This is a genomic window from Marinobacter pelagius (genome assembly GCF_003315345.1).
GTDB lineage: Bacteria > Pseudomonadota > Gammaproteobacteria > Pseudomonadales > Oleiphilaceae > Marinobacter > Marinobacter pelagius_A.
The window spans coordinates 37,685-58,480 of the sequence record NZ_QNRO01000014.1 but is presented as its reverse complement, the minus strand read 5'-3'; the positions used below and the strand labels follow the sequence as shown (position 1 = coordinate 58,480).

Below are 20,796 nucleotides of genomic sequence, written 5' to 3'. Positions count from 1 at the left end.
GAAAGCATGAGAAGCAAAAACCGCCATTACCAATAACGGAGTTGGATGTTATGAAGAAAAGAGATGATCTGAGCAAGGATACGCCAGAGCTTCCGGAAAGCGGCCAGAGCCGCCGCCGGTTCATGGGCGCTGCGGCATTGGCCGGCGTGGCCGGTGCAACCGGTCTCGGTACGGCCGTGATGTCCAGGGAGTCGTTCGCGGCCGCGGCGGAGGAAGCCCGCAACAAATTTGTGGTGCACCCCGGCGAGCTGGACGAGTATTACGGTTTCTGGAGTGGCGGCCACTCCGGTGAAGTGCGTGTACTTGGGGTTCCCTCCATGCGCGAGCTGATGCGGATTCCGGTTTTCAACGTGGATTCCGCCACCGGTTGGGGCATCACCAACGAGAGTAAAGAAGTGCTCGGGGAAAGCAGCCGCTTCTCCAACGGTGATGCTCACCACCCGCACATTTCCATGACGGATGGCCGCTACGATGGCAAATATCTGTTCATCAACGACAAGGCCAACACCCGGGTTGCCCGGATCCGTCTGGACATCATGAAGTGTGACAAGATCACCACCATTCCCAACGTTCAGGCGATTCATGGTTTGCGTCTGCAGAAGGTCCCCCGGACCAAGTATGTTTTCTGCAACGCCGAGTATGTGATTCCCCATCCGAACGATGGCAGCGATACCAGTCTTGAAAGCAGCTTCACCATGTTCAATGCGGTAGACGCGGACACAATGAAGGTGGCTTTCCAGGTGATTGTGGACGGTAACCTGGATAACACCGATGCCGACTACACCGGTAAATACGCCTGTTCCACCTGCTACAACTCCGAGAAGGCCCTGGACCTGGCCGGTACCATGCGCAACGACCGCGACTGGGCCGTGGTGTTCAACATTGAGCGTATCGAGCAGGCGGTCAAGGACGGTAACTTCGAGACCCTGGGTGATTCCAAGGTGCCGGTGGTCGATGGCCGCCATGGTTCGGAACTGACCCGTTACATCCCGGTTCCGAAGAACCCGCACGGCCTGAACACCTCGCCCGATGGCAAGTATTTCATCGCCAACGGCAAACTGTCCCCGACCTGTACCGTGATCGCTATCGACAAGCTGGACGATCTGTTTGACGGCAAGCTGAAGGACGAGCGTGACGTGGTTGTGGCGGAGCCGGAACTGGGTCTCGGACCTCTGCACACCACCTATGACGGCCGGGGCAATGCTTACACCACGCTGTTCATCGACAGCCAGGTGTGTAAGTGGAACATTGCTGACGCCATCAAGCACTACAACGGCGAAAAGGTGAACTACATCCGCCAGAAGCTGGATGTTCACTATCAGCCGGGCCACAACCACGCCTCCCTGACCGAGTCCCGGGACGCCGATGGCAAGTGGCTGGTGGTGTTGTCGAAGTTCTCGAAAGACCGCTTCCTGCCGTGCGGCCCGTTGCACCCGGAGAACGATCAGCTGATCGATATTTCCGGCGAGGAAATGAAGCTGGTGCACGATGGCCCGACCTTTGCGGAGCCCCATGACTGCATCCTGGTGCGTCGTGACCAGATCAAGACCAAGAAGATTTACGATCGTGACGATCCTTACTTTGCCTCTGCGGTTGAACAGGCGAAGAAGGATGGTGTGACCCTGGAGGCCGATAACAAGGTGATCCGTGACGGCAACAAGGTGCGTGTTTACATGACCTCGGTTGCGCCGCAGTACGGGATGACTGAGTTCAAGGTCAAGGAGGGCGATGAGGTCACGGTTTATGTTTCTAACCAGGACACCATCGAGGATGTGACTCATGGTTTCTGTATGGTGAACCATGGTGTGAGCATGGAGATCAGTCCGCAGCAGACGTCTTCGGTGACCTTTGTGGCAGACAAGCCGGGCGTTCACTGGTATTACTGCAACTGGTTCTGTCATGCGCTGCATATGGAAATGCGGGGCCGCATGATTGTTGAGAAGGCCTGATCTTCTCTTTGCCGGGACTCTCTCGTGGAGTCCCGGCTCCTCCCCTGAGGTTGGGAGGAGCAATCCAAGAGGAGACTGCTTTCCAAAACACGCTCCTTCGGCACGTCCCTGTGACGCTTGAGCTCCGCCATCCTTGGCTCCGCACAGTTTTGGAAAGCAGTCTCCTCTCGGATTGCCACACTTTGGGCGCCTGCCCGAGAGCACACCATTTTTCGAGAGAATTTGATGTATCCATTTGTGCGTTATGGGGTGGCCCTGTCAGTCGCCCTGTTATCGCTGACCGCGAACGCGGGCCTGCAAGAACAGCTTGATGCCCTTGAACCGGGCGCGTCTTTCGAGCTTCCCCCCGAGCAAGTTTCGCCTCTGGCTATCCGGGTGCCTGGCGTGACTGTGTCCTGTCATCCTGACACCGTTATTGATGGCGGCGGGCAGGGCAATGCTGTGGATATCGTTGCCGAGGAGGTGACGTTTTCCGGATGTTCGGTGCGCAACTGGGGTAGCAATCTGAACGAGCTGGACGCAGGGATTTTTGTGGCCCGGGAGGCGCGGGGCACGGTTATCGAGAACAATCGGTTGCAGGGGCCGGCGTTCGGGGTCTGGCTGGATGCGACGCCGGATGTGACGGTCCGCGAGAATACCATTCGCGGCGATGCCAGTATGCGTCCGAATGACCGGGGTAATGGAATTCATCTATTCAATACCACCGGGGCTCTGATTGAGGACAATGACATTCGTCAGACGCGGGATGCGATTTATATCGAGACGGCGAATAACAATACGATCCGGGGCAATGAAATGTCGGATCTGCGTTACGGCATCCATTACATGTACTCGATGGACAATCTGCTGGAGAACAACGTCACCCGCAATACCCGGACCGGGTATGCGCTGATGCAGAGCAAGCGGCTGACGGTGCTCAACAACCGGTCGGTGAATGACGAGAACTATGGGATTCTGATGAATTTCATTACCCAGTCGGAGCTGCGGGGGAATGTGGTTACCGGGGTATCCCAGGGGCGGACGGGTGGTGTGGCGATTGACGGAGCCGAGGGTAAGGCGGTGTTTATCTATAACTCCCTTTACAACACCTTTGAGGGCAATCTGTTTGCCGACAGCAACATCGGAATTCATCTGACTGCCGGCTCTGAGGATAACAAGGTGTTCGGGAATGCTTTCGTGAATAACCAGCGCCAGGTGAAGTACGTGGCCACTCGCACCCAGGAGTGGTCGAGGGATGGCAAGGGTAATTACTGGAGTGATTACCTGGGCTGGGACCGTAACCAGGATGGGATCGGGGATGTGCCCTATGAGCCCAATGACAATGTGGACCGGCTGCTGTGGAAGTATCCGGAGGCGAAGATTCTGATGTTCAGCCCGGCGGTGGATACTCTGCGCTGGGTGCAGGATGCGTTTCCGGTGGTCAAAGCCGCCGGGGTTGCCGATTCCCATCCACTGATGCGACTTCCCGCTGATCTTCAACCGGAGAGCTGATGAGCTGTTTTCGTCTTGAGAATGTGAGTTACCGGTACGACAAGAGCCTGGTACTGCATGGTATCGACTTGCGTCTGGAGCCGGGCGAGATCCTGGGGTTGTTCGGCCATAACGGGGCGGGCAAGACTACCTCGATCAAACTGATTCTGGGCCTGATGCAGCCGACCCAGGGTACGGTTTCAGTACTTGGCGGCCACGCCGGCGATCCGCAGGTGACCCAGCACATCGGGTACCTGCCGGAGAATGTGATGTTCTACCCGCAGCTGACCGGTCGGGAGATCCTGAGTCACTTTGCCCGGCTCAAAGGCGCTTCCCTGCGCCAGGTGCCAGAGCTGCTGGAGCAGGTGGGGCTGGGCGATGCCATGGATGCCCGTACCAAGACCTATTCGAAGGGTATGCGCCAGCGCCTGGGGCTGGCCCAGGCGCTACTGGGCAAGCCGAAGCTGCTGATGCTGGATGAACCGACCGTGGGGCTGGACCCGGTGGCGACGGCGGATCTCTACCGGCTGCTGCGGGATCTGCGGGACGAGGGCACAGGCATTGTCCTTTGCTCCCATGTTCTGCCCGGAGTTGAGCCATACATCGACCGCGCGGCCATTCTCACCGAAGGCTCCCTCAAGGCTGCCGGGGATCTGGCGGCATTGAGACGGCAGGCGAACATGCCGGTGACCCTGTCACTGGATCCTGCCCACAGTATCACCGCGCTCGAAAAGGTGATCGACAGCGCTGCAACTGCCAGCGGCCTGATGATCAAGACCGGTAACGGGCGGCTGCGTGTGGATGTGCAACCGAGGGAGAAAATGGCCTTGCTGCAAACAGTTATGGCATCGGGTGAGGTGGCGGATGTCAGCATCCATCAGCCCAGCCTTGAGGATATCTATGTGCACTTCATCGGTTCGGGTGGCCTGGCCCACCGGGGAGGAAGCCGATGAACAGTATCTGGACCATTGCCCGTAAGGAGCTGAGTGACAGCCTGCGCAACCGCTGGCTGATGGCCATTTCCCTGGTGTTTGCCACCCTGGCCCTGGGGATTGCCTGGTTCGGCGCTGCCGCTTCCGGCCAGGTCGGTTACGCGTCCACGCCGGCCACCATCGCCAGCCTGGCCAGTCTGGGGATCTTCCTGATTCCCCTGATCGCGCTGTTGCTGGCCTACGACGCGATCGTCGGGGAAGAGGAGGGCGGCACCCTGTTGTTGCTGATGACCTACCCGCTCAGTCGCAGCCAATTGCTGCTTGGCAAGTTTCTCGGCCATGGCCTGACCCTGGCCCTGGCAACGCTGATCGGTTTCGGTGTGGCTGGAATCGCCATTGCGCTGTTGGTGGAGGATGTCGCGATCACCAACCTGGCCATCGCAATGTTCCGCTTTATCGCCTCCACCGTATTGCTTGGTTGGGGCTTCATCGCGCTGGCCTATGTGATCAGTGTCCGCGTCAGCGAGAAACCGATTGCCGCCGGCCTGGCCCTGGCGATCTGGTTCTTCTTTGTGCTGATTTTCGATCTGATGCTGCTGGGCACGCTCGTCGCCAGCGAGGGCAAGTTCAGCGCCGAGTTGTTGCCCTGGTTGCTGATGCTCAACCCGACCGACATCTATCGTCTGCTGAACATCGTTGCCTTCGGAGACACAAGCCAGCTCAGCGGCGTTCTGAGCCTTGGAACCGATTTGCCCATCGGTGCCGCCGGTCTCTGGATTGGCCTGGTGCTGTGGTTTGCCATCCCGTTGGCGGCTGCCCTGTTACTTTTCCGAAATCGTCGTATCTGAACGGAGTTGTCATTGATGAACCGAACCAAACTGAACTGGCTCCTCGCCGCTCTGGCCGCCATAACCCTCACTGCCTGTTCAGGCAATGAGGAACAGACCACGGCCAAACCCGACCCGGTGCACTTCGAAAGCGGCGATGAATGCCATGTCTGCGGCATGGTGATCGGCAACTTCCCGGGCCCCAAGGGTGAGGCCATCAGCGAGAAGGACCAGCACGTCCGCAAGTTCTGCTCTACCAAGGATATGTTCGCCTGGATGCTGCAGCCGGAGAATGTGAATCGCGATCACACCCTCTATGTCCACGACATGGCCCAGACCGAGTGGGAAAGCCCGGACGACGCCGCCCTGATCGATGCCCGGGATGCGTTCTTCGTGGTTGGCTCAGACCGCACCGGTGCCATGGGGCCCACACTTGCCTCATTCTCCACCGATGATGCCGCCCATGGCTTCATGATGGAGCACGGTGGGGAAGTTCTGAAATACAGCGAGATCACCATGGAGCATCTGAACACAGGGATGCCGATGGGGGAAATGAGTGGAATGGATGAGATGGGCGAAATGGAGTCAGAAACGTCAGAGCACGCCATGTGAACGAAAATGGGGTCAGATGAAAGCTTTCATCTGACCCCGTCGTACCCTGGGGCATGTATTACCAGTCAGAATTTGCCGCGAACCCGGGGTCTGATGAAAGCCTTCATCTGACCCCTTCTTTATGTCGACGGCTCAGCCGCCGGTCATGTTCATAAACCGAAGAATTTGCACATCCCCATTACTCGAGAAGTGGTGACGCTCCGGCTTCAGATCCATGGCATTGATGATGGTCTCGCGCAGCTTGTCGTCGGTCACCGGGTTACCCCGCAGCACGCGACGCAGATCCACCGAGTGCTCATTGCCCAGGCACAGCAACAGCCGGCCTTCAACGGTCACCCGAACCCGGTTGCAGGTGGAGCAGAAGTTGTGGGAATGCGGGGAGATGAACCCGACCTTGATCGGGCTGTCCGGCATCCGGTAGTAACGGGCCGGACCACCGGAATCCTCGGTGGCGGGGACCAGTTCGTGGGTATTCCGGATAATGTCCCGGACTTCTTCGCTGGTACACAGGGCGAGACCCCGGTCGTGCTCGGAAATTTCGCCCAGGGGCATTTCCTCGATGAAACTGATATCCACCTGCTTCTTGCGAGCAAATTCGATCAGTTCCGGAATCTCTTCGTCATTGCGGCCTTTCATCACCACGGTGTTGAGCTTGATGCCCCGGAACCCGGCTTCGCGCGCGGCATCAATGCCGTCCAGAACCTGGCTGAGCTTGCCGGTGCGCGTGATGTTTTGGAATTTTTCGGCATCGAGGGAATCGAGGCTGATATTCAGCCGGTGCATGCCGGCCTTGCGAAGGGGCTCGGCCATGGTGGTCAGCTGGCTGCCATTGGTGGTCATGGCAAAGTCCCGGAGGCCGTAGGTGCCGATTTCCTTCACCAGCTCCAGAATATCCTTGCGAACCATGGGTTCGCCGCCGGTGAGGCGGATTTTTTCAGTCCCCAGCGAAACAAAGTTGCGCGCTACGCGGGCGATTTCTTCCAGGGTCAGTACCTGCTGGCGTGGGAGGAACGTCATGTCCTCGGCCATGCAGTAGACACAGCGGAAGTCACACCGGTCAGTGACGGACAGGCGCACGTAGTTGACGGTGCGGCCAAAACGGTCTGTCAGTTTGCTCTGGGGCATCGGGTTGATCCTGTTACCGCTTGTTTTTTGATCTGAGTATAGACCAAGTATTGCAGATTGGATCAACTATTCCGATACCCCTCGGGAGGTAAGCCTAGGCGGACAGCCCGTCGATGCGGGCAAAAAGCACGTTGTTTTCCGTGTCGATGTGGTCCTTCAGATCCTGCCGGAACTGCCCGATTTCTTCATAGAGCCTGCGCCAGGTATTGCAGGCACCCTCCGGCAGTTGCAGTTGATTGGTCAGCTCGTCCAGCCGGGCGAGGGCGGCGGCATGCTCGTCGTGCTCGGAGCGCATCACCGAAATGGGGCCGCGCGCCATGCCCGAGATGCCCCGAACAATCATCGGGAACAGGATCTGCTCTTCCTTGGCCATGTGGTTTTCCAGTTCGGCCTGCATGGCCTCAAGGTGGGCGCTCAGACCGGTCGGGCAATCGGGGTGGCCACTGTGAACCCGCTCCACGCGCTGGGCCAGACGGATCATTTCCGGTAACTGGTCCCGGTGGGTGTCGTGGTAGCGGTTCAGGATGTGCTCGATCAGTTCCTCTTCGGTGGCTTCTTCAACCCAGGTTTGAGGTGTCATGGCATTTCTCCCTTTACATTTAAATAAGGTGAATCTTTTTGGGTGAAAATCAGGAACTTCTGTCTGTTTCCGGGACCCCGGTGGGATCACCATTCGGGACAAGGGTTGAAACTTCTTAAAAGAAGTCTATAGAATACATATTAAAGATGTATTCTGGAGGTTTCAAATGGAAAAGCTGTTATTCAGAGCGAACAGCGCTATGGCCTGGTCATTTCTCGGACTGCTGCTGACGGTACTGGTGGCTTATCCTCTGGCCCGTTATTTCCCGATGGCTATCCAGATCCTGGCTCACGTTGGCACCCTGTTGTTCGCGGTGGGTATCAAGGTCGCCTATGTGGCGCGCCTGGTATTCCTGAGCCGCTTGGGGAGACCCGTCCATTGAATGCAGGTAGAATAGATGCAGTTATGAATCATAGCGGGGGCCCCGTCATGGGCGAGCCTTCCGGGAAAACCGGATTTAGGATTCTGGCGTATATCTCTGCAGGCCTGGCGGTGGTGGGGGTGGTTCTGCCACTGCTGCCGACGACTCCCTTTGTCCTGTTGGCTGCGTTTTTTGCCAGCAAGGGGTCACCGGCCTTTGCCCAGTGGCTGGATGCTCACCCCCGGTTCGGACCGGCTATTGATAACTGGCGCCTCCGTCGGGCGGTGCCGGTCAGTGCCAAGGTTCTGGCCTGCAGCATGATGGCGTTGAGCTGGGCCATGTTATTGCTGATGGGAGCTTCCCTGATGGTATTGGGTATCGTGGGTGTCTGTTTGGCTGCCACGGCCTGCTATCTGCTGACGCGACCGTCCTGTTGAACGAAATCTTGAAAACTGGAGCACTGAATGCACATCACCCGTTATACGGATTATTCACTCCGCGTGCTGATTTACCTGTCGGCGCAGGGTGATCGTCTGGCAACCATCCAGGAAATTGCCGACAGCTATGACATATCCAAGAACCACCTGATGAAGGTGGTGCACCAGCTCAACAAGAAAGGCTATATCGAGACCATTCGTGGCAAGAAGGGTGGCATGCGTCTGCACATGGCGCCGGAGGACATCAATGTGGGGATTCTGGTCCGGGAGACCGAGCAGGACCTGAGCATTGTCGAGTGTTTCTCGTCGAAGAATGCCTGCAAGATCACGCCGGTGTGTGGTCTCAAGTCCATGTTCAACGAAGCGCTCAAGGCCTTCCTCGAGGTGCTGGACCAGTACACCCTGGCCGATGTGATCCAGGATCAACACCGGCCACAGTTGCTGCGCCTGCTTCAGATCGCCTGAGGGGCGCTTCCGCCTTCCAGCCGGGTGCGAACCCGGTCCGGCAGGGAGTAGCGGAAGATCCGGTTAAGCACGGTGCCATACTGCCTGGCGAAGCTGCCGGTATTGTATGGAATGTCGTGTTTGCGACAGACCGCCTGCACCTTCTCGGAAATCTCCGGGTAACGGTGAGCCGGCAGGTCCGGGAACACGTGGTGCTCGATCTGGTAGCTCAGGTGCCCGCTCAGGATATGCAGCCAGCGCCCGCCGGTGAAGTTCGAGGAACCGGTAAGTTGACGCAGGTACCAGTGACCCTTGTTTTCACCCTCGCACTCTGCCTCGGAGAAGGTTTCCGCATCCTGGGTGAAGTGGCCGCAGAAAATTACCGTGGATGACCACAGGTTGCGGATCAGGTTGGCTCCGATGTTACCGGCCAGCACGATCGGTGCAACCGGCAGGGTCAGCAACGGAAAGAACACGTAATCCTTGAACGCCTGCCGACCGCCCTTGCGGGCAAAGTCCTTCAGGAACGGTAACTTGTCCCGCCAGCGAATCTCACGACGACGCAGTTTCTCACTTTCCAGCTCGTGCAGGCCCACGCCCCACTGGAACAGCACGCTCAGCAGGATGTAGTTGATGAACTGGAGGCTGTGCCAGGGTTTCCACTCGTCCTCGTCGCTCAGGCGCAGCACCGCGTAACCGTAATCCCGGTCCTTGCCGATGACATTGGTGTAGGTGTGGTGCTCGTAGTTGTGGGTCCGGCGCCAGGACTCGGCGGTGCAGGCCGTGTCCCACTCGTAAGTCTGCGAATGCAGGTTCGGGTCATTCATCCAGTCATACTGGCCGTGCATGACATTGTGGCCGATCTCCATATTCTCCAGGATCTTGGCAACCCCCAGTGACGCGGTTGCGGCCACAAAGACTGGCGGAATGAAACCGAAGGGCATCATCACCCGACCGCCGATTTCCAGGGTCCGGTGCAGGCGGATGACGCGGCGAATGTACCGGGCATCGCGCTCGCCCAGATCTGCCAGTACCTCGTCTCGGATGGCATTGAGGTCCTGTTCCAGTTCCTGCAGTTGGGTCTCGTTCAGTTTTTTCATGGCAAACTCCTTGCAGCCGTTCAAAGAAGGTAAAGGCTGCGTTGATTCAGATAACTGGGATTAAACGTCGACAGAGACCGGCCCCCGGGGCACGGAAATGCAAAGCTGGACGTTTTCCTCGCCGGGGCCGGAAACCTGGCCGGTCAACCGGTTGATCACGGTGCCGCTGGTCTTGCGGCAGCTGCACTGGTGGCAAATGCCCATGCGACAGCCGTATTGCGGCTTCAGGCCGGCGGCTTCGGCGATCTCCAGCAGGTTGGCATCGCCCTCGGAGCCCACCTGCACATCACTTTGTGCAAACGTCACCTCGCCGCCAAGCTCGTCGCCTTCCAGTCGCGCCGGTGCAGGGGGAGCAAAGAAGGTACTGTGGATCCGGTCGTCGGTGACTCCGCGCTGGTGCAGCAGGTCACCGGCCAGGTCCATCAAACCCTTGGGGCCGCACAGGTACACCTCCCGACTCTTCAGGTCGGCTATCTCATCGAGATCCCCGCCCCTGAGAAACCGGGGTTCCTCGCTTTCATTGGTGGCGATCACCTGCACCGTCAGTGCTGAATGACGGGACGCCAGCGCCCGGAGTTTCTCCCCCGCGATGACATCCCGATGGGTGCGCACGAAATACAGCAGCGTGACGGGCGCCGGGTAATCCTGTGCAGCCATGGTTTCCAGCTGACTGACTACCGGGGTGATACCGCTGCCGCCGGCAATGAACAGGACCGGTTGAGCGGGCTCGGGGATCAGGAATTCACCAAAGGCCTCACCCAGACCAATCACCTGGCCGGGCTCGACCTGATCATGGAGCCAGTTGGTAACCAGTCCCCCGGGCAGGCGCTTGATGGTCAGGGTTACCAGGCCCTGGCTTTCCCAGAGCAGGGGAGAGCTGGACAGGCTGAAGGTGCGATTACGACGAATGCCGTCGATCTCGGTACAGATGTTCACATGCTGTCCCGCCCGAAAGCCGGTCCAGCGACGTGCTGGTCGAATCAGGAAGGTCAGGGTGTCAGTTGTTTCTTGGATTACCTGCTCGACTCTTGCCGGTGTGTACGCCTGTACCCACATGGGATTGATCTTGGCCAATACCGGGTCCAGCCAGGATTCCGGATTGTCCTGGTTCGACAGCTGTCGGCCCAGCCAATGCATGGTCTTGCTCTGTGTCAATCTCGCTAACATGGTGGTGCTCTCCATGGATCATCGGTACCCATCTGTCTGTATGTGTACACTTGTTCACTAATGTGTACGACTGTACACACCGATGTTTGCGGAGACAATCCGGGTTGATGAGTTGGCGCAGAATGACAAGTGCGGGCGACTTTCTTCGGGTCAAATGTGTACACTCGTGAACACGAAGATCAGATGAAGCGGCAGGACATGGCAGAACGACAACGACGAAAACCCGGTGAAACCCGGGAAAAACTGATGGGCGCGGCGCTGGCCCTGGTGGGCAAGGGCCGGCACTTTGCCAGTCTCGGCATCCGGGAAGTGACTCGTCAGGCGGGCGTGGTGCCCACCTCGTTCTACCGCCATTTCCGGAATATGGACGATCTGGGGCTGCAGCTGGTGGATGAGCTGGGGCTGGTGTTGCGCCGCATGATGCGGGAGGCCCGCGCCAATGTGCTCCAGTCGGACAAGCTGATCGAGGAGTCGGTGGCTATTTTCGTGGCCCACGCCCAGACCAACCGGAACTTTTTCATGTTCATGGCCCAGGGACTTGCGGGGGAGAGCAGGGCGGTGCAGGAAGGCATCCGCAGTGAAATGCGCTTCTTTGCCAGTGAGCTGGCCAATGACCTGCGCCGGCTAAGGTTGATGGATCATCTGAGCGATGCAGATCTGGATCTGACCTGTGACCTGGTGGTGCGTACCGTTGCCTTCAGCCTGACGGACCTGCTCAGCGTCTCTCCGGACGACGACTACCAGGTCGGTCAGATCCGGAAGCGGACGAGCCGCTTCCTGCAGATGATCTTTGTCGGCGCCGGCCACTGGCAAAGTGACGGCGCCTGACCCGCTCACGCCTTACTTGCTGGCCGTCGCCGCTTTCTTCCGCCGGCCGGTGGTTTTCGGCTTTGGCGGCAGGATCAGATCCTCGATCTCTTCCAGCGCTTCACCAGTATATACCGCCAGTTTCTGCATGCTGGGCAGGGTATCCCGGCAGCCGGTATATCCGAAGTTCAGCGATCCGGCATAGCTCAGGCAGGTAATGTTCAGCGCCCCGCCATGGGCGATCAGTGACACCGGGTACATGGCCTCAAGCCTTGCGCCCTCATAGTAGAGGGTCTGCTGCGGGCCCGGCACATTGGAGATGGTGACGTTGAACACCGGCCGCATGCGCCCGCCCAGCCCGGACATCAACTGCAGGATATATGGCGACATCAGCATCATCGTGTACTGGGTCAGGGCACTGCGGGGCAGTTTCTGCAGATGCTCCTTGGCACGGCGGGTCGAGGTCTTGATGTCCTGCAGCCGGGTCAGCGGATCGGGCTCGTCGGTTGCCAGGGAGGCAATCATGAAGCTGATCTGGGTGCCGGTGCCCTCGTCATCCGACGGCCGGATGTTTACGGGGATGCCCGCGGTGAGCGGGATGTCCGGCAGCTGGTTCTGCTCCACCAGGAACCGGCGCAGCGCCGTTCCGCACAGGTACAGCACGATGTCGTTCAGGGAACCGCCGGAGGCGTGTGCCAGGGCCTTGAGCCGTTCCAGCTGGTAATGCTGGGTGGCGAAGCGGCGCTGGGGCGTCACCCGGTGATTGAGGATCGAGACCGGGCCGGTAAAGGGCGCGGTCAGGCCGTCTTCGGGATGGCGTACCGAGTGCACTAGCCGGTTGCCGGCCTGCCAGAGCCTCGGTGCCATGTCCGCCTGCAGTTTCAGGGCATCCATGGCCTGGGAGACGGCGGCGGGAATGGTGGCTTCCTTGTCGGTCTTGCTGCCTCTGCGGCGCTGAGGTTTGACCGACCAGGGCGGAAGCATATCGCGGCGGTCCGGATCGGTGGTCAGCACCCGCTGCATGAGGCGCACACCGCTTATGCCGTCGATCATCGAATGGTGCATCTTGGTATAGAGGGCAAACCGGTTGTTCTCCAGGCCCTCGATCACGTGGCATTCCCACAGCGGCCGGGAGAAATCCAGCGGGTTGGAGTGCAGTCGGGACACCAGGATGCCCAGTTCCCGTTCGCCCCCGGGCCGTGGCAGCGCCGAGTGCCGTACGTGGTAATCCAGGTCGATCTTCCTGTCTTCCACCCAGTAGGGGGCAACCAGCCGACGGAGAAAGCCGGACCAGGCAAGCTTGTAGCCCCAGGGTGAGGCGATGTCGCCAGCTTCTTTCATGCGGGTGACCATATCCCGCAGGAAGGTCTCGGGAGCGCCCTCCGGCAGTGAGAAGATCTGCAGGGTACCCACGTGCATCGGGGTGTCCTCAGATTCCACGGCCAGCCATGAGGCATCCAGTGTTCCCAGACGTTTCATTCCTTGTCGTACTCCACCAAAGTAAGGGATTTTTAGTTGTAGGTAGAAAGTATACTGATAATGGACCGTGTTCACGATTCAGGGTGCTATAAAGCTCCCTGTTCAGAGAGATTTTTTTCATTTCGTCCGGGGAGAGTTTCATGCAGTTTCTCAATGGCATTACCCTGCTGCTGGTGTACCAGCTGGTCGGAGAGGTCACCGTGCGATTGCTGGGGGTGCCCATTCCCGGGCCGGTGCTGGGTATGGTGATGCTGTTCATCACCCTTTGGATTCGCGGCAGCACGCCGGAATCGGTGGAAACCGCCTCCACCGGCCTGCTCAGCCATCTGTCCCTGCTGTTTGTACCGGCGGGCGTAGGCATGATGGCGCACTTCAGCCGGATTGCCGACGAGTGGCTGCCCATTACCCTGGCGCTGTTGCTCAGCACCATCATCACCATGGTGGCCACGGCCCTGGTGATGCAGCTGACCACCCGTTGGCTGGTGGTTTCGTCGGCAAAAGAGGGGCAGGACCATGAATGATCCCGGGCTGAAGGACATCTGGGTCTACCTCTCGGCCTCGCCACTGCTGGGACTGACCATCACCCTGGTGGCCTATGGTCTGGCCTACCGGCTGTACCTGCGCACCAACTCCAATCCACTGGCCAACCCGGTGGTGACGTCCGTCGCCATGCTCATCGGCCTGCTGCTGTTGACCGACACCTCCTACAACGACTATTTCGAAGGTGGCCAGTTCGTGCACTTCCTGCTCGGTCCGGCCACGGTGGCGCTGGCGGTACCGCTGTACCAGCAGTTCTCGCGGCTGAGGCAACTGTGGATGCCGGTCACCATCTCGCTGTTGTGTGGTGTCGTCATTGCCGCTGGCAGCTCGATCTGGCTGGCGCGGATCTTCGGCGGCTCCTTCGAGATCCAGATGTCCCTGGCACCGAAATCGGCCACGGCGCCGGTGGCCATGGGCATCTCCGAGAAAATCGGCGGCCTGCCGTCACTGACCGCCGTGCTGGTGGTGATCACCGGAATCACCGGTGCGGTGCTTGGCACCAAGCTGTTCGAATGGATCCGGGTGAAGGATGATACCGCCAAGGGCATCGCCATGGGCGTGGCGGCCCACGGGATCGGGACGGCCCGGGCGTTCCAGGTCAGCAACCAGATGGGCGCCTTCTCTGGGCTGGCCATGGCACTGTCTGCATTTGCAACCGCCGTTCTTGTGCCCTGGCTGGTAGACTGGATGCAAGCGCTTTTTTAAGGCAAATTCCATAGTTCAGAATAACAAACGGTCAGACATTCCAAGACACGTGACAACAAGCTGAGGTCCTATCGCACATGCAAACCAAGTTTCTTCTCGACGAAAGCCAGATGCCGAAGTACTGGTACAACCTGCAAGCGGATTTCCCGGAACCGCTGCCGGCGGTGCTGCACCCGGCCACCAAGCAGCCGGTGGGTCCGGCTGACCTGGAACCCCTGTTCCCCATGGAGCTGATCCAGCAGGAGGTGTCCACCGAGCGGGAGATCGAGATTCCCGAGCCGGTTCGCGACGTCTATCGGCTCTGGCGCCCGGCACCGCTGTATCGAGCGCATCGTCTGGAGAAGGCCCTGGGCACGCCGGCGAAGATTTTCTACAAGTACGAGGGCGTCAGCCCGGCTGGCAGCCACAAGCCCAATACCGCCATCCCCCAGGCGTTCTACAACCAGCAGGCAGGCATCCGCACCCTGACCACCGAGACCGGGGCGGGGCAGTGGGGTACCTCGCTTTCCTTCGCCGGCTCCCTGTTCGACATCGACGTCACCGTGTTCCAGGTCCGGGTGTCCTATAACCAGAAGCCCTACCGCCGTGCGGTGATGGAAACCTATGGTGCCAAATGCGTGCCGTCACCCTCCGAGCTGACCGAGTTCGGTCGCAAGGTGCTGGCCGATAAGCCGGACCACACCGGCAGCCTGGGCATCGCCATTTCCGAGGCGGTGGAGCTGGCGGTCCAGGACCCGAATACCAAGTACGCCCTGGGCTCGGTACTGAACCATGTGCTGCTGCACCAGAGCGTGATTGGCCTGGAAGCGATGCAACAAATGGAAATGGCCGACTGCTGGCCGGACGTGATTGTGGGTTGCACCGGCGGCGGCTCCAATTTTGCCGGCATTGCCTTCCCGTTCATGGGACATGCCCTGCGCGGGGGCGAGAAATCGCGGATTGTCGCGGTTGAGCCCTCGGCCTGTCCGACACTGACCCGGGGCAAGTACGCCTACGACTACGGCGATACCGCTCACATGACGCCGCTCACCAAGATGCACACCCTGGGTTCCGACTTTACACCCCCCGGTTTCCACGCCGGTGGTCTGCGCTACCACGGCATGGCGCCGATGGTGTCCCACGCGAAGGAGCTGGGCCTGTTCGATGCGGTGTCCTACACCCAGCGGGAGTGCTTCGAAGCCGGCGTGCTGTTTGCCCGCAACGAGGGCATCGTGCCGGCCCCGGAGGCCAACCACGCGGTCAAGGGTGCCATTGAGGAAGCCCTGCGCTGCAAGCGGGAAGGCAAGGACGAGGTCATCCTGTTCAACCTCTGTGGCCACGGCCATTTCGATATGGCAGCTTACACCGCGTACTTCGAGGGTCAGCTTGAGGATTATGAATACGACGAGCAGGAGCTGGCCATGGCCCTGTCCGGCCTGCCGTCTGTCTCGGGCTGATCATTCCTCCCGGCCACGGTGAAACACCGTCCCTCCGCCCCCGGTATTGAGTTGCCGGATGGCGGAGGGCGCGCCTTCCTCATCCAGCCGGACATCACCAATACCGGCATGGTTCCATAACCGCTCCCCGGCTTCCCGTCCTTCCGGCAGTCTCGGACGAATCCGCATGCGCCGGCGCTTGGTGAACCAGTTCAGGGGTGACCAGGGCGCGAACAACCAACGATTCAGCCGGTCCAGCCATTCCAGCAGGTGGTTGGGAAACTCGTTCTTGATGCCACTGCTCGTAATCTGCCAGATCTCGGGGCTGTTGCGCTTGTGTTTCAGCCGGATGTCGTAGGCGAAGGAGTAGTGCACATCGCCGGACAGGATCACGAAATGCTTCGGGGTGCGGGGGTGTCCGAAAATGTTCAGCATCACGCTCGCCGCGCCCCGGTGCGCCATCCAGTTTTCCGCATCCACCAGCAGTGGTTTGCCGAACCAGGTGAACAGCCGCTGGATCATCTCGATCAGCTTCACACCGAACATGGGCGCCGGTGATACCACGATCACCGCGTCCTCGCCCATCACCTCCTGCTGGAAGTCGGTCAGGGACTCCCAGTCCATCAGGCCGGATGGATGACTGCGGCGGATTTCGCTGCGCCAGCGGTGGGTGCGGGTGTCCAGGACCACCAGTTTCGGGCTGGTGGCCAGGCTGTAATGCCACTGATGGAAATGGAATAACTGGTCGATCAGTTCGTCCTGAATGGTCTTGTCCAGCTCGTGGTGATCTTTCTGTGGTGCCAGCAGGTTCTGGCACTGACCCAACAGGTCCGTGAAGCTGTCGGGTTGGTTGCCCCAGCCCTGGCACAACAGGTAACCAAGCAGGGCATTGCCGATAATCCGGCGGGAGAATGGGTGTTCGTAGGCTGTGGCTTCCCAGAGCGCCGACAGGTTCCAGTCGTCGGTCACGTCGTGGTCATCAAAGATCATGTAAACCGGCACATTAGCCAGGGCCCGGGAAGCCCGGGGAAGATCCTCCCGGAACCGGTCAATCGCTTCCTGCTCCCGGCGATAGCGGGCCAGCTCCTCCTCATCACTGACCGGTTCGGCGGGTGTCACCATGGCCCAGGGTTCGGGTGACCAGACCAGCAGGTACATGGCCATCACCTCGGCAAAGGAGATCAGGTGGTTGCCGGCGTTGGCGGTGGTGAACACCGGCTTGCGCACGCCACCGAAGAAACGCTCGGTCAGATCCTCGTTGAATTCGGACTCCGGCAGCAGCTTGTCCCGGTGATAGTAGGCCTTGTCCAGGGAGGTCAGCTCGCGGCTGTGGTTCAGCGATGCGCCTTCCAGAACCTCCTGGTAGAGCCCCAGCTGGTGAATCACGCATTGGATGGCATGGAGCATGGGGCCGGCGACATCGTCGGCGTAGATCTGGTCACCGGTCATCAGCAGCAGTGCCGGGACATCCTCGAGGTGTCGGGCCTTGTGCAGTTCCTCGTCCACCCGCACCAGACCATCTCCGGAGGGATGGTGGGGGCGACGGCAGGACCCGTGGAGGATGCGGTCGAGGCGAGACTTGAGAACGAAGCCGGGGCGCTCCCGGTTGTCCGGGCACAGGTGCGGCGCCCAGTCCCGGATCCAGCTGGTACCATCAGTGGCGGTGATGCCAAGGTCATATTCCAGCCGGGTATCCCTGGGCAAAGGGTCCTCAAGGCGGAGATCGACCAGGTGCAGCCAGGCATGGGTGCCGATGCGCAGTCGTGTCACTTCGGCGTCACGAAGGGCCCGGTCGAGAAGTCTTCTGGCTGGATGGTCCCGCTCGGATAGCCTGACGCAAAGCTTCAGTGGTTCCCGAACTGCCAGCCAGAGGACGATGCGGTCCGGACCGGCATGGCGAAGCACAGGGCCGGCCAGCACCGCGGAGCGGTTGCTGGCCGGAAAATCGGTTTGAGTGTCGGAGATCTGAGTGGTCTGTTCAGTTGCCTGCACGGTTACTCGTCATCGAGATGGGGTGGGGGACAATGATATTCCTCCACGACCGTACCGTCATCCACGCTTTCCAGGTGCACATCAAAGCCCCACAGCCGGTGGACATGGCGTACCACTTCCTCGGTGTCCTCGCCTAACGGCACCCGGTCGACCGGGATATGCCGGAGTGTGAGGGATCGATCGCCCCGAACATCCACGTTCCAGACCTGGATGTTCGGTTCCCGGTAGCTCAGGTTGTACTGGCGGGCCAGTTTCTCCCGAAGGGGGCGGTAACCGGGGTCATCGTGAATGGCGGTGACCATGTAATGGTCTTCCTGGTCGTCATTCTCGATGGCAAAGAGCTTCAGGTCCCGCATCACTTTGGGTGACAGGAACTGTTGAATAAAGCTCTCATCCTTGAAGTTGCGCATCGCAAAGTGCAGCGTCTCCAGCCAGTCCGATCCGGCAATGTCCGGAAACCATTCCCGGTCCTCGTCGGTGGGGTTCTCGCAGATCCGCCGGAGGTCGGTGAAAATGGAGAAACCAAGGGTGTACGGGTTGATGCCGGAATACCACGGGCTGTTGAACGGTGGCTGATAGACCACTGCCGAATGGCTCTGGAGGAACTCCAGCATGAAACCGTCGTTCACCAGGCCCTTGTCGTACATGCGGTGCAGCAGAGTATAGTGCCAGAAGGTGGCCCAGCCCTCGTTCATCACCTGGGTCTGGCGCTGCGGGTAGAAGTACTGCCCGAGCTTGCGCACGATGCGGATGATTTCCCGCTGCCAGGTCTCCAGCAGGGGCGCATTCTTCTCGATGAAGTACAGCAGGTTCTCCTGGGGCTCCTCCGGGAAGCGGCGCTGGCGTTTTATCGGGTCATCGTCGTCTTCCGGCCTCGGGATGGTCCGCCACAGATCATTGATACGGCGCTGCTGGTACTCTTCCCGCTCCTTCTGGCGGCGGGCCTCTTCGGCGGCCGAAATGGGCGGCGGCCGCTTGTAGCGATCCACGCCGTAGTTCATCAGGGCGTGGCAGGAATCCAGGATCTCCTCCACTGCATCCACACCATGGCGTTCCTCGCATTCGGCCACGTAGTTGCGGGCGAACACCAGGTAATCGATGATGGCGCTGGCATCGGTCCAGGTGCGGAACAGGTAGTTGCCCTTAAAAAAGGAGTTATGGCCATAACAGGCGTGGGCGATCACCAGCGCCTGCATGGGCAGGGTGTTCTCCTCCATCAGGTAGGCAATACACGGGTTGGAGTTGATCACGATCTCGTAGGCCAGCCCCATCTGCCCGCGCTGGTAGCCTTTGGCGGTATTGAGGAACTGCTTGCCGAAGGACCAGTGATGATAGCCCACTGGCATACCCACGGAACTGTAGGCATCCATCATCTGCTCGGCGCTGATCACCTCGATCTGGTTCGGGTAGGTATCCAGGCCGAACTCCCCGGCGCATTTGGCGATTTCGTCGTCGTATTCCTGGATCAGGTCGAAGGTCCACTCCGACCCGGTGGAAATCGGCTTCCTGGCTCCGGGCTGGTCGCTTTCCGGTACGTTTGGACGGTCGACGATGCTACTCATGCGGCTTTCCTCTCGAACAACTGGCGGAACACCGGGTAGATCTCTCCCGGGTCGGCAATCTGCTGCATGGCAAAGCTCTGGGGGAACCGCTCCATGATCTTCTCGTACTCGTACCAGAGCATCTGATGGTCCTGGGGCGTGATCTCCACATAGGCGTAATACTGGACCAGCGGCAGGATGCTGTCGGCCAGCAGTTTGCCGCAGACCGGGGAGTCGTCGTTCCAGTTATCGCCGTCCGATGCCTGGGCGGCATAGATGTTCCACTCTGCCGGGGAATAGCGGGACTCGATGATCTTGTGCATCAGCTTGATCGCGCTGGAGACAATGGTACCGCCGGTCTCCCGGCTGTAGAAGAACTCCTCCTCATCCACTTCCTTGGCGCTGGTATGGTGGCGGATGAAGACCACGTCGATTTTCTTGTAGTTCTTCTTCAGGAACAGGTACAGCAGGATAAAGAACCGTTTGGCGATGTCCTTGTGCATCTGGGTCATGGACCCGGAGACGTCCATCAGACAGAACATTACTGCACTGGTGGCCGGTTTCGGTTGCTTCACGTGCTGGCGGTAGCGCAGATCAATCTCATCAATGAACGGGATCCGGCGCACGTTGGCCTTGAGGCGGGCGATCTCGTCCTCCAGCACCTTGATCTGGTCCTCGTGGCTGAAGGCCGGGTCCAGGTCTTCCGGTGCTGATTTCAGGGCTTCCAGCTGCTTCTCAAGATCCCTGATTTTCTTCTTGCGTGCACCGCCGAGGCCCAGACGGCGGGCGTGGGCACCCCGCAGGGAGCGCACCACATCCAGCTTGGCCGGAATGCCTTGATTGGTGAAGCCGGCCCGCACATATTTGAAGGCCTCGGTATCCTTGAGTTTCTTGCGGGCCAGGTTGGGCAGCTCGAGGTCATCGAACAGGAAGTCCAGGAACTCCTCCTGGGTGATCTGGAAGGCGAACTCGTCCATGCCCTCGCCATCGGGGCTGGCCTGGCCCTGGCCGCCCCCCTGACCACCTCCGCCCTGGGGCTTGGGGATCATGTCCCCGGCCACAAACTCCTGGTTGCCGGGGTGCACCATCTCGCGACGGCCACCCTGGCCGTGGTGGAAGATGGGCTCGTCAATATCCCGGGTCGGGATACTGACTTTCTCACCCCGTTCAACGTCTGTGATCGAGCGCTTGTGTACCGCCTCCGCCACCGCTTTCTTGATGTGATGGCGGTAGCGGCGCAGGAACCGTTCCCGGTTCACCGCGCTCTTGTTCTTACCGTTCAACCGCCGGTCGACGATGTGGGTCATACCCAT

Annotated in this window: 20 protein-coding genes; 12 read left to right on the top strand and 8 right to left on the bottom strand. The window is 59.7% G+C overall.

The genetic code is table 11. The features are described from left to right. Positions 1-50: 50 nt before the first annotated feature. The 5 genes from nosZ (at position 51) to DET50_RS12830 (ending at position 5,790) form a co-directional block, all read left to right on the top strand. The gene (gene nosZ, locus DET50_RS12850) at positions 51-1,949 is read left to right on the top strand and encodes a TAT-dependent nitrous-oxide reductase (protein WP_113863242.1); all 1,899 of its coding nucleotides are present in this window, start codon (positions 51-53) and stop codon (positions 1,947-1,949) included. Between the two features lie 225 nt (positions 1,950-2,174). After that, on the top strand, positions 2,175-3,440 hold the full coding sequence (locus tag DET50_RS12845) for a nitrous oxide reductase family maturation protein NosD (RefSeq protein WP_113863241.1): 1,266 nt from the start codon (positions 2,175-2,177) through the stop codon (positions 3,438-3,440). Next, positions 3,440-4,372 carry an ABC transporter ATP-binding protein gene (locus DET50_RS12840; protein ID WP_113863240.1) on the top strand — a complete coding sequence of 311 codons (933 nt, stop codon included), beginning with the start codon at positions 3,440-3,442 and terminating at the stop codon, positions 4,370-4,372. The genes DET50_RS12845 and DET50_RS12840 overlap by 1 nt, the downstream gene beginning before the upstream one ends. Then, positions 4,369-5,199 carry an ABC transporter permease gene (locus DET50_RS12835; RefSeq protein WP_113863239.1) on the top strand — a complete coding sequence of 277 codons (831 nt, stop codon included), beginning with the start codon at positions 4,369-4,371 and terminating at the stop codon, positions 5,197-5,199. Before DET50_RS12840 ends, DET50_RS12835 begins: the two co-directional genes overlap by 4 nt. 15 nt (positions 5,200-5,214) lie before the next feature. Then, positions 5,215-5,790: a nitrous oxide reductase accessory protein NosL gene (locus DET50_RS12830; RefSeq protein WP_113863238.1), complete on the top strand. Its 576-nt coding sequence runs from the start codon at positions 5,215-5,217 to the stop codon at positions 5,788-5,790. Between the two features lie 132 nt (positions 5,791-5,922). Here DET50_RS12830 and moaA read toward each other — a convergent pair whose 3' ends face one another. Next, positions 5,923-6,915 carry a GTP 3',8-cyclase MoaA gene (moaA, locus tag DET50_RS12825; protein ID WP_113863237.1) on the bottom strand — a complete coding sequence of 331 codons (993 nt, stop codon included), beginning with the start codon at positions 6,913-6,915 and terminating at the stop codon, positions 5,923-5,925. 94 nt (positions 6,916-7,009) lie between these two features. After that, a complete protein-coding gene (locus tag DET50_RS12820) occupies positions 7,010-7,495 on the bottom strand; it encodes a hemerythrin domain-containing protein (RefSeq protein WP_258546126.1) in 486 nt (161 codons plus the stop codon). Between the two features lie 166 nt (positions 7,496-7,661). Between DET50_RS12820 and DET50_RS12815 the strand changes: the two genes are divergently transcribed. Genes DET50_RS12815 through DET50_RS12805 form a run of 3 tightly spaced genes read left to right on the top strand, consistent with a single transcriptional unit; the run spans position 7,662 to position 8,758 of the window. Continuing rightward, complete coding sequence (locus tag DET50_RS12815) at positions 7,662-7,877, top strand: hypothetical protein (RefSeq protein ID WP_113863235.1); 216 nt, start codon at positions 7,662-7,664, stop codon at positions 7,875-7,877. A gap of 47 nt (positions 7,878-7,924) precedes the next feature. Continuing rightward, positions 7,925-8,293 (top strand): YbaN family protein, encoded by a 369-nt coding sequence (locus DET50_RS12810; protein ID WP_113863234.1) that lies wholly within the window; start codon positions 7,925-7,927, stop codon positions 8,291-8,293. Positions 8,294-8,320: 27 nt separating this feature from the next. Then, entirely contained in the window at positions 8,321-8,758 is a 438-nt protein-coding gene (locus DET50_RS12805) for an RrF2 family transcriptional regulator (RefSeq protein WP_092001912.1), read from the top strand. On the opposite strand, the gene DET50_RS12800 is transcribed toward DET50_RS12805, so the two are convergent. After that, positions 8,746-9,837 (bottom strand): fatty acid desaturase family protein, encoded by a 1,092-nt coding sequence (locus DET50_RS12800; RefSeq protein WP_113863233.1) that lies wholly within the window; start codon positions 9,835-9,837, stop codon positions 8,746-8,748. The two genes, DET50_RS12805 and DET50_RS12800, sit on opposite strands and share 13 nt — an antisense overlap. Before the next feature lie 60 nt (positions 9,838-9,897). Then, positions 9,898-11,004 carry a ferredoxin reductase gene (locus DET50_RS12795; protein WP_113863232.1) on the bottom strand — a complete coding sequence of 369 codons (1,107 nt, stop codon included), beginning with the start codon at positions 11,002-11,004 and terminating at the stop codon, positions 9,898-9,900. 198 nt (positions 11,005-11,202) lie between these two features. Here DET50_RS12795 and DET50_RS12790 point away from each other — a divergent pair, with 198 nt between their 5' ends. Continuing rightward, on the top strand, positions 11,203-11,832 hold the full coding sequence (locus DET50_RS12790) for a TetR family transcriptional regulator (protein ID WP_113863289.1): 630 nt from the start codon (positions 11,203-11,205) through the stop codon (positions 11,830-11,832). A gap of 12 nt (positions 11,833-11,844) precedes the next feature. Here the strand turns inward: DET50_RS12790 and DET50_RS12785 are convergent, their stop codons facing one another. After that, entirely contained in the window at positions 11,845-13,290 is a 1,446-nt protein-coding gene (locus tag DET50_RS12785; protein WP_113863231.1) for a WS/DGAT/MGAT family O-acyltransferase, read from the bottom strand. A 140-nt stretch (positions 13,291-13,430) separates the two neighbouring features. On the opposite strand from DET50_RS12785, the gene DET50_RS12780 reads away from it, so the two are divergent. The 3 genes from DET50_RS12780 (at position 13,431) to DET50_RS12770 (ending at position 15,971) form a co-directional block, all read left to right on the top strand. Continuing rightward, positions 13,431-13,811: a CidA/LrgA family protein gene (locus tag DET50_RS12780; RefSeq protein WP_113863230.1), complete on the top strand. Its 381-nt coding sequence runs from the start codon at positions 13,431-13,433 to the stop codon at positions 13,809-13,811. After that, complete coding sequence (locus DET50_RS12775) at positions 13,804-14,535, top strand: LrgB family protein (RefSeq protein WP_113863229.1); 732 nt, start codon at positions 13,804-13,806, stop codon at positions 14,533-14,535. Before DET50_RS12780 ends, DET50_RS12775 begins: the two co-directional genes overlap by 8 nt. A gap of 77 nt (positions 14,536-14,612) precedes the next feature. Beyond that, the gene (locus DET50_RS12770; RefSeq protein ID WP_113863228.1) at positions 14,613-15,971 is read left to right on the top strand and encodes a TrpB-like pyridoxal phosphate-dependent enzyme; all 1,359 of its coding nucleotides are present in this window, start codon (positions 14,613-14,615) and stop codon (positions 15,969-15,971) included. Here DET50_RS12770 and DET50_RS12765 read toward each other — a convergent pair whose 3' ends face one another. The 3 genes from DET50_RS12765 to DET50_RS12755 are packed head-to-tail and all read right to left on the bottom strand — an operon-like array spanning position 15,972 to position 20,790. After that, positions 15,972-17,942, bottom strand: coding sequence for an alkaline phosphatase D family protein (locus DET50_RS12765; RefSeq protein WP_258546125.1), 1,971 nt, complete (start codon positions 17,940-17,942; stop codon positions 15,972-15,974). It lies immediately after the preceding gene. A 2-nt stretch (positions 17,943-17,944) separates the two neighbouring features. Further along, the gene (locus DET50_RS12760; protein WP_113863227.1) at positions 17,945-19,504 is read right to left on the bottom strand and encodes a SpoVR family protein; all 1,560 of its coding nucleotides are present in this window, start codon (positions 19,502-19,504) and stop codon (positions 17,945-17,947) included. Continuing rightward, entirely contained in the window at positions 19,501-20,790 is a 1,290-nt protein-coding gene (locus DET50_RS12755; protein WP_258546127.1) for a YeaH/YhbH family protein, read from the bottom strand. The genes DET50_RS12760 and DET50_RS12755 overlap by 4 nt, the downstream gene beginning before the upstream one ends. Between the last annotated feature and the right edge of the window lie 6 nt (positions 20,791-20,796).

Bases quoted from the DNA above. Each gene is read 5' to 3' on its own strand.
- nosZ (WP_113863242.1), top strand. From the start codon at position 51: ATGAAGAAAAGAGATGATCTGAGCAAGGATACGCCAGAGCTTCCGGAA.
- DET50_RS12845 (WP_113863241.1), top strand. From the start codon at position 2,175: ATGTATCCATTTGTGCGTTATGGGGTGGCCCTGTCAGTCGCCCTGTTA.
- DET50_RS12840 (WP_113863240.1), top strand. From the start codon at position 3,440: ATGAGCTGTTTTCGTCTTGAGAATGTGAGTTACCGGTACGACAAGAGC.
- DET50_RS12835 (WP_113863239.1), top strand. From the start codon at position 4,369: ATGAACAGTATCTGGACCATTGCCCGTAAGGAGCTGAGTGACAGCCTG.
- DET50_RS12830 (WP_113863238.1), top strand. From the start codon at position 5,215: ATGAACCGAACCAAACTGAACTGGCTCCTCGCCGCTCTGGCCGCCATA.
- moaA (WP_113863237.1), bottom strand. From the start codon at position 6,915: ATGCCCCAGAGCAAACTGACAGACCGTTTTGGCCGCACCGTCAACTAC.
- DET50_RS12820 (WP_258546126.1), bottom strand. From the start codon at position 7,495: ATGACACCTCAAACCTGGGTTGAAGAAGCCACCGAAGAGGAACTGATC.
- DET50_RS12815 (WP_113863235.1), top strand. From the start codon at position 7,662: ATGGAAAAGCTGTTATTCAGAGCGAACAGCGCTATGGCCTGGTCATTT.
- DET50_RS12810 (WP_113863234.1), top strand. From the start codon at position 7,925: ATGGGCGAGCCTTCCGGGAAAACCGGATTTAGGATTCTGGCGTATATC.
- DET50_RS12805 (WP_092001912.1), top strand. From the start codon at position 8,321: ATGCACATCACCCGTTATACGGATTATTCACTCCGCGTGCTGATTTAC.
- DET50_RS12800 (WP_113863233.1), bottom strand. From the start codon at position 9,837: ATGAAAAAACTGAACGAGACCCAACTGCAGGAACTGGAACAGGACCTC.
- DET50_RS12795 (WP_113863232.1), bottom strand. From the start codon at position 11,004: ATGTTAGCGAGATTGACACAGAGCAAGACCATGCATTGGCTGGGCCGA.
- DET50_RS12790 (WP_113863289.1), top strand. From the start codon at position 11,203: ATGGCAGAACGACAACGACGAAAACCCGGTGAAACCCGGGAAAAACTG.
- DET50_RS12785 (WP_113863231.1), bottom strand. From the start codon at position 13,290: ATGAAACGTCTGGGAACACTGGATGCCTCATGGCTGGCCGTGGAATCT.
- DET50_RS12780 (WP_113863230.1), top strand. From the start codon at position 13,431: ATGCAGTTTCTCAATGGCATTACCCTGCTGCTGGTGTACCAGCTGGTC.
- DET50_RS12775 (WP_113863229.1), top strand. From the start codon at position 13,804: ATGAATGATCCCGGGCTGAAGGACATCTGGGTCTACCTCTCGGCCTCG.
- DET50_RS12770 (WP_113863228.1), top strand. From the start codon at position 14,613: ATGCAAACCAAGTTTCTTCTCGACGAAAGCCAGATGCCGAAGTACTGG.
- DET50_RS12760 (WP_113863227.1), bottom strand. From the start codon at position 19,504: ATGAGTAGCATCGTCGACCGTCCAAACGTACCGGAAAGCGACCAGCCC.
- DET50_RS12755 (WP_258546127.1), bottom strand. From the start codon at position 20,790: ATGACCCACATCGTCGACCGGCGGTTGAACGGTAAGAACAAGAGCGCG.